This is a genomic window from Mycobacterium sp., assembly GCF_019243155.1.
GTDB lineage: Bacteria > Actinomycetota > Actinomycetes > Mycobacteriales > Mycobacteriaceae > Mycobacterium.
In genome coordinates, this window is sequence record NZ_JAFAUS010000214.1 from 1 (window position 1) to 3,411 (window position 3,411).

General features: G+C 66.7%; 4 protein-coding genes. 3 read left to right on the forward strand and 1 reads right to left on the reverse strand.

All coding sequences use genetic code 11. From position 1 onward, the window contains the following. A partial coding sequence (dnaE, locus tag JOZ00_RS10595; RefSeq protein WP_293343485.1) for a DNA polymerase III subunit alpha occupies positions 1-1,710 on the forward strand: 1,710 nt, incomplete at its 5' end. Between the two features lie 144 nt (positions 1,711-1,854). Here the strand turns inward: dnaE and JOZ00_RS10600 are convergent. Further along, positions 1,855-2,301, reverse strand: a complete 447-nt coding sequence (locus JOZ00_RS10600; protein WP_293343487.1) for a PPOX class F420-dependent oxidoreductase — start codon at positions 2,299-2,301, stop codon at positions 1,855-1,857. Between the two features lie 53 nt (positions 2,302-2,354). On the opposite strand from JOZ00_RS10600, the gene JOZ00_RS10605 reads away from it, so the two are divergent. Continuing rightward, positions 2,355-2,744, forward strand: a complete 390-nt coding sequence (locus JOZ00_RS10605; RefSeq protein ID WP_293343489.1) for a helix-turn-helix domain-containing protein — start codon at positions 2,355-2,357, stop codon at positions 2,742-2,744. 50 nt (positions 2,745-2,794) lie between these two features. After that, entirely contained in the window at positions 2,795-3,265 is a 471-nt protein-coding gene (locus tag JOZ00_RS10610) for a VOC family protein (protein ID WP_293343490.1), read from the forward strand. Positions 3,266-3,411: the final 146 nt, after the last annotated feature.

Below are 3,411 nucleotides of genomic sequence, written 5' to 3' on the forward strand. Positions count from 1 at the left end.
GACCTGGAGTCGCTGCCGCTGGATGACGAGGCGACGTACGAGCTGCTGGGCCGCGGCGACACGCTGGGGGTGTTCCAGCTCGACGGCGGGCCGATGCGCGACCTGCTGCGCCGCATGCAACCGACGGAGTTCAACGACATCGTCGCCGTGCTGGCGCTGTACCGGCCCGGCCCGATGGGCATGAACGCCCACAACGACTACGCCGACCGCAAGAACGGGCGCCAGGCCGTCAAGCCGATTCACCCAGAACTCGAGGAACCGCTGCGCGAGATCCTCGCCGAGACGCACGGCCTGATCGTCTACCAAGAACAGATCATGTTCATCGCCCAGAAGGTCGCCTCCTACACGATGGGTAAGGCCGACGCGCTGCGCAAGGCGATGGGCAAGAAGAAACTCGAGGTGCTCGAGGCCGAGTACAAGGGCTTCTACGAAGGCATGACCGCCAACGGCTTCTCCGAAAAAGCGGTGAAGGCCCTGTGGGACACCATTCTTCCGTTCGCCGGGTACGCGTTCAACAAGTCGCACGCGGCCGGCTACGGGCTGGTCTCCTACTGGACCGCCTACCTGAAGGCCAACTACCCGGCCGAGTACATGGCGGGCCTGTTGACGTCGGTGGGCGACGATAAGGACAAGGCCGCGGTCTACCTGGCCGACTGCCGCAAGCTCGGTATCACCGTGTTGCCGCCGGACGTCAACGAGTCGCTGGTGAACTTCGCGTCGGTCGGCAAAGACATCCGGTTCGGCCTGGGCGCGGTGCGCAACGTCGGCGCCAATGTCGTCGGTTCGCTGATCGGAACCCGCAGTGGCAAGGGCAAATTCACCGACTTCTCCGACTACCTGAACAAGATCGACATCGCGGCGTGCAACAAGAAGGTGACGGAGTCGCTGATCAAGGCGGGCGCCTTCGACTCGCTGGGGCACGCCCGCAAGGGCCTGTTCCTGGTGCACACCGACGCGGTCGACTCGGTGCTGGGCACCAAGAAGGCCGAGGCGATGGGCCAGTTCGACCTGTTCGGCGGCGACGACGGTTGCACCGAAGCGGTGTTCACCATCAAGGTCCCCGATGACGAGTGGGAGGACAAGCACAAGCTCGCCCTGGAGCGGGAGATGCTGGGCCTGTATGTGTCGGGGCACCCGCTCAACGGGGTTGCCCATCTGCTGGCCGCCCAGGTCGACACCCAGATCCCGGCCATCCTGGACGGCGACGTCGCCAACGAGACCCAGGTGCGGGTCGGCGGCATCCTGGCCGCGGTGAACCGGCGCGTCAACAAGAACGGGATGCCTTGGGCATCAGCGCAATTGGAAGACCTCACGGGTGGTATCGAGGTGATGTTCTTCCCGCACGCGTACTCGACTTTCGGCGCTGACATCGCCGATGACGCGGTGGTGCTGATCAACGCCAAAGTCGCCATCCGCGACGACCGGATCTCGCTGATCGCCAACGAGCTTGTCGTTCCGGACTTTTCGAGCGCCCAGGTGAACCGGCCGCTGGCCGTCAGCCTGCCCACGCGTCAGTGCACCATCGACAAGGTGAGTGCGCTCAAACAGGTGCTGGCCCGGCATCCGGGCACCTCGCAGGTGCATCTGCGGCTGATCAGCGGGGACCGGATCACCACCCTCGAGCTGGATTCCTCATTGCGGGTCACCATGTCGCCGGCACTGATGGGTGACCTCAAGGAGTTGCTCGGCCCGGGGTGTCTAGGGGGCTAAGCGGCTCGAGTGTGAAGCTGACTTCACACTCGACGCCGAGTGTGCGGCCAGCTTCACGCTCGTCGAGCACTACGGGGGTTGCGGCGGAGCAGCATTGGCGAAGGCTGGGCGAGCGGTCGGGGTCGGGCGCGGGTCTCGTCCGGGTCATGGCAGGTCCACCCGCACGATCACGCTGTCGGCCCAGACCCCGCGATCACGCGCGCGTCGCACCTTCTCGCGAACGCACAGGTCCCGGTGGACGTTGGTGACACCCGGAACCTTGATCAGCGGCACGATGTTCCACTGCCAGCCGTAGCGTTCGTGCAGCAGGCGATTCGCCCGTTCGGCGGCGGCGCCGGACAGGATGGTCGCCCGGCCCGCCACCGTCGTCGCGCCGGGCCGCAGCCGGCCGCGGTGGTCGCACGCGGCGAGTTCCACGTCGCTGCGCGCCGACAGCCGCCTGGTTTTCGGGCCGATCTTCGTGCGGAACAGCAGGCCGTCGCCGTCCAGCGCGAACCAGACCGGGGTGTCGACGGACGCGCCATCCCGGCGGAACGATCGGAGCCGCGCGTAGCGGGCGGGGCTCAATTCTGCGAACGATTTCTGATGCATGGCGACAGTGAACAACTTAGAGTTGGCTCTAAGTCAAATACCGGAGAGGCGAGATGACCGCGAGCCTGACGATCGGAGAGGTGGCGCGCCGAGCCGGGATCGCCGCGACCACGTTGCGCTACTACGAACAGATCGGGTTGGTGCCGCCCCCGGCCCGGCTCGGTGGCCAGCGCCGCTACGACGACGCGGTCCTCGCCCGGCTCGACGTCATCGCGCTGTGTAAATCCGCCGGCTTCTCGCTGGAGGAGATCCAGCTGCTGTTCGCTGACGACGCACCGGGACGGCCCGTCAGCCGCGCACTCGCCGAGGCCAAACTCGCCGAGATCGACGCGCGGATGGCGTCGCTGGCGCGCGCCCGGTCCGTCATCGAGTGGGGGATGCGCTGCACCTGCCCCTCGATTGACGCGTGCACGTGCGGCATTCACGCGGCCGTGCCCGCTTAGGTCTGGAATCCTGTAGACCTCACCGGCTTTCACGATGCAAAGGAGCATCCATGAGTCACCCCATCGTCGTGCAGAACTTCTCCCACGTCTGCGTCGGTGTCTCCGACATCGACGCGTCGCTGGCCTTCTACACCTCGGTGCTCGGAATGGACGTCGTGTTCGACGTCGAACTCGAAGGGGCCGGACTGGATTCCGTGACCGGTGGGGCCGCGCAGCAGGGCCGGATGATCGGCGGTCTGATCGGCGCGACCATGGTGGAGCTGCTGTCGTTGGGTGCGGTGCCGGAGTGCCCGAGCGGCCCGCACCTGGGCTACACCAACATCTCGTTCCGGGTCGACGATCTCGACGCGACGTACGACGCCGTGCGGCGCCACCACCCCGGCGTCCGGGCCGAACCGCCCGTCGACATCGGCGGGGTGCGGATGTTTTTCGTCTACGACCCCGACGGCGCCCCCATCGAGCTGCTCGAGCTGCCCGCCGGGATATCGCGCACCCTGCAACTGTGGCGCCCCTCGGCATGAACCGGCCCGAACCGTCCTCAGCGGACGTACGCTCACCGATGTGCGGACAGTGCTGATCCGGCGCCGAGGAGGACGCGAATGACGACAAGCGAGCGACCGGTCACCATGTGTGAGGCCTTCCAGCGCAGCGCATCGATCGACCCGGA